This window comes from Microbacterium sp. ISL-103 (assembly GCF_018613995.1).
Classification (GTDB): domain Bacteria; phylum Actinomycetota; class Actinomycetes; order Actinomycetales; family Microbacteriaceae; genus Microbacterium.
Genome location: NZ_JAGGPD010000153.1, coordinates 1 through 3,208, shown reverse-complemented (window position 1 = coordinate 3,208; position 3,208 = coordinate 1). Strand labels below are relative to the sequence as shown.

Sequence of the window (3,208 nt, the reverse complement as noted above, 5' to 3'; positions counted from 1 at the left end):
CCGTCTGCAGGACCGAGGCACGATTGCGGGACGAGAGCACCGGAGCTCCCCCGCAGAACGTGCTTCGGTCCTGCAGACGGGCGCCCGGCAGGACGCGGATGCCGCGAGGGGCAGCCCCGACTCAGTACCCGGCGAAGGCGTCGGTCGTGAGCGATCGAGCCTTCTGCAGCGCCGGGGCGAGGTCGGCGATCAGGCGAGGGGGCCCCGAGATGAACGAGTGACGCGAACCGAGATCAGGAACATGACGCTCCAGCTCGGTGGCATCCAGCCGCGCCCCCTGAGCCCATGTCCAGTGCGCGGGCAGGTCGGCCGGCTCATCACGCGTGAACGCGATCACCCGTGCGCCGGTCGCGGCAAGCTCATCTCGGAATGCCAGCTCCGCGCTCTCTGAGGCGACGTAGACCAGCACGACGTCGCGCTGCTCGCCGGAGAGCTGCAGCTGGCGCAGCTGCGACACGAACGGAGTGACACCGATGCCGGCGGCCACCATGAGCACCGGGGCATCCGAGCGCGGCAGCAGGAAATCTCCCCAGGTGCCGGTCACCGCGAGAGCGGACCCCGGCTCCGCCGAGGCGAGCGCCCGTTTGTAGCTGGACGGATGCTTCTGATCGCCGTCCTTGTACGCGATGCGCAGAGTCGGCAGGTCGGCGGGCGCCGAGACGATGCTGAACTCCCGCCGCGTGCCCCGCGCGTCCGGACGGTGATGCGGAACGTCGAGCTCGAGGTACTGACCGGGGAGGAACTTCAGCTTCCCCTTGGCCCGGAAAGTCAGCTCCTGCGCGGTGGGCGTGACGAACCGGCGCTTCTCGAGCACGAGACGCACCGATCCGCGCAGCGCGAAGGCGAAGGCGAGCAGGTTGCCGATGAGCAGCGCGCGCTCCTGGCCCAGCGTGAAGAGCCCGGCGACCTCGATCGGCCAGCCGGCTAGCACGCCCACGAGAGCCGCCACCGAGAACTGCTGCCACCGGCGCGGTGGCAGCGTCAGCGGCTCCGACAGCATGAAAGCGCCGAGGAACAGGAAGGGCGACTGCAGCACGGCGAACGACAGCGCCTGCCCGAGCTCGAAGTCGATCGAGAACTCCTGCGCCTGCACCACCTGACGAAGCACCGAGACGGCGATCGCGATGACGAGGAACGTCACGACGATGCGCACCTTCTCGGTGCGCCACAGCACCGCGAGCCCCAGGATCGCGACGGGCAGGAAGAGCGAGGGGGTGCCGACCCACCACGACGACGACGTGCCCAGCCATTCCAAGGCGCCGAAGGACCCGAGGATCGACACCACTGCGGCACCGAATGCCGCCGGGTTCACGATGTGGCGTCCGCGCCAGGCGATCAGGTACTTCGACAGGCTCGCGAGCGCTCCCGCGATGGCGAGACCGAGCAGGGCGGTCGGCTCGACGCCCGGACGCAGCACGAAGAGCAGGATCAGGGCGGTCACGAGTGACGACTCGATGCGCCAGGGCAGCCGCAGGATGCGCTGGGCCGCCGCATCGACCAGCGAGATCACGACCGCCAGAACGAGGAAGGACACGAGGATCTCGAGGGGGGTCGGCGAGACGATCACCCCGACCGCCGACAGCACGACGGCGCTGAACGCCAACGTCAGCAGCGCGAAGAGCACCAGGCGGTACATCGAGATGCCGCCGAGCAGCGCGAGGACGCGCTGCCGCAGGGCGGTGATGGAGGTGATCACGGGTCTACTCTTCCCTACTCGTCGCCTCAGGGGCGGGTCGTGAACAACTGCGCGGGGCAGCCGGGTGAACGTTCCGCGCGTCCGTCTGTCGTCATCCGCACCCATTCGACGCCCCAGGAGGCTGCGAGTTCGGGGCCTCCGTCGAAGAACAGCGCGGTGGCGACGGCATCCGCCCTCATCGCATCGGCAGCGATCGCCCAGGTCGCGGCCCAGGTGCGCACGGGCACACCCGTGCGAGCGTCGAGGACGTGATGCAGCCCCTCGCCCCATGCCCGACGGTTGACCGCCGAGGCGCAGAGGGCTGCGTCCTGCAGCTCGATGACGCCGATGGCCTTCGCCGGGTCATACGGATGCTCGAGCCCGCTCCGCACCGGCTCTCCGCGCACCCGCATGTCGCCGGCGGCATCGACCACGAGATCGCCGGGCACGTCGGCCAGTGCATCCGTGACGATGTCGACCAGTCGCCCCTTGCCGAGCGCGCCGACGTCGAGGAGTGCAGGAGCGGATGCCTCGACCTCTCGCTGCGTCCACCGCAGTCGGTCGGTCCAGTCGGGGGGAGCCGCCACCGGGTCATGGGCCACGAGAGAGTATGACGCGTCGTAACCGAGGGCCACGAGGCTGTCGGCGACGAGCGGATTGACCGCTCCCCCGGTCGCTCTCGACGCATCCCGGTACGCATCCAGCATCGGCCCGGCATCCGCAGACGAGATGGAGCCGCCGTCGAGGCCGACCCGGGTGACATCGGAGTCCGAGCGGAACCGTGACCATTCGCGATCGAACCGCTCGATCTCGACGCCGACGCGTGCGCGACGGTCGACGTCGAGCTCGTGCGATGTCTCGATCTCCCAGGACGTGCCGATCGCGTCGAAACGCCAGGTCGCCATGGAGTGCTCTCAGGCGCCTCAGGCGGCCGCCTGCTCCTTGATCGACTCGACGGCCTCGTTGAATCCGCCGCTGGTGAGCGACGAGCCCGCCACACGGCTGACCTCGATCTCGTCGAGGGACTTGCCCACGACCTCGTCGGAGATGCCGTCGATGAACTGGCCCTGGTACTGCTCGGTCTCGCGCGCCTTCGGGTCGCCGGTCACCTCGACCTCGGTCACGAGGCCGTCGGCGACGGTGAGGGTCACGCTGATCGACTCGACCGTCTCGGGGGTCTGGTACGAACCGTCGGCGCTGTAGGTGCCGTCGGCGTAGTCGCCGGCCGATGCGCCCGAGTCGGTCGACTCGGTGCTCGAGTCGGTTCCGGTGTCGGTCGACTGGTCTTCGGCGTCAGCGGTTCCGGAGCATCCGGCGAGGACGAGGAGTCCTGCGACGCCGGCCAGGGCTGCGCCCTTGCGAACAGAAGTCGGTACAGTCGTGCGGATCATGATGGTCCTCCCGGCCTTGATCGATATGTTGATTCGACCGTAGGGACAGCATCTATGCGCGGGCTGTGCCCGATATATGGGTTACTTAAGCGTCGCCGCCGAACATGCTCGTGACCGACCCGTCTTCGAAGACCTCGCGGAT

3 protein-coding genes are annotated in these 3,208 nt (G+C 68.9%); all 3 read right to left on the bottom strand.

Annotated elements, in window-relative coordinates:
- Positions 1–121 precede the first annotated feature (121 nt).
- From J7E68_RS06570 to J7E68_RS06560, 3 genes are read right to left on the bottom strand one after another with little or no spacing between them, the layout of a single operon-like run.
- The gene (locus J7E68_RS06570; RefSeq protein WP_215171000.1) at positions 122–1,696 is read right to left on the bottom strand and encodes an FAD-dependent oxidoreductase; all 1,575 of its coding nucleotides are present in this window, start codon (positions 1,694–1,696) and stop codon (positions 122–124) included.
- 26 nt (positions 1,697–1,722) lie between these two features.
- The gene (locus J7E68_RS06565; protein WP_215170998.1) at positions 1,723–2,580 is read right to left on the bottom strand and encodes an FAD:protein FMN transferase; all 858 of its coding nucleotides are present in this window, start codon (positions 2,578–2,580) and stop codon (positions 1,723–1,725) included.
- A gap of 18 nt (positions 2,581–2,598) precedes the next feature.
- Positions 2,599–3,066 (bottom strand): FMN-binding protein, encoded by a 468-nt coding sequence (locus tag J7E68_RS06560; RefSeq protein WP_215170996.1) that lies wholly within the window; start codon positions 3,064–3,066, stop codon positions 2,599–2,601.
- Positions 3,067–3,208 lie beyond the last annotated feature (142 nt).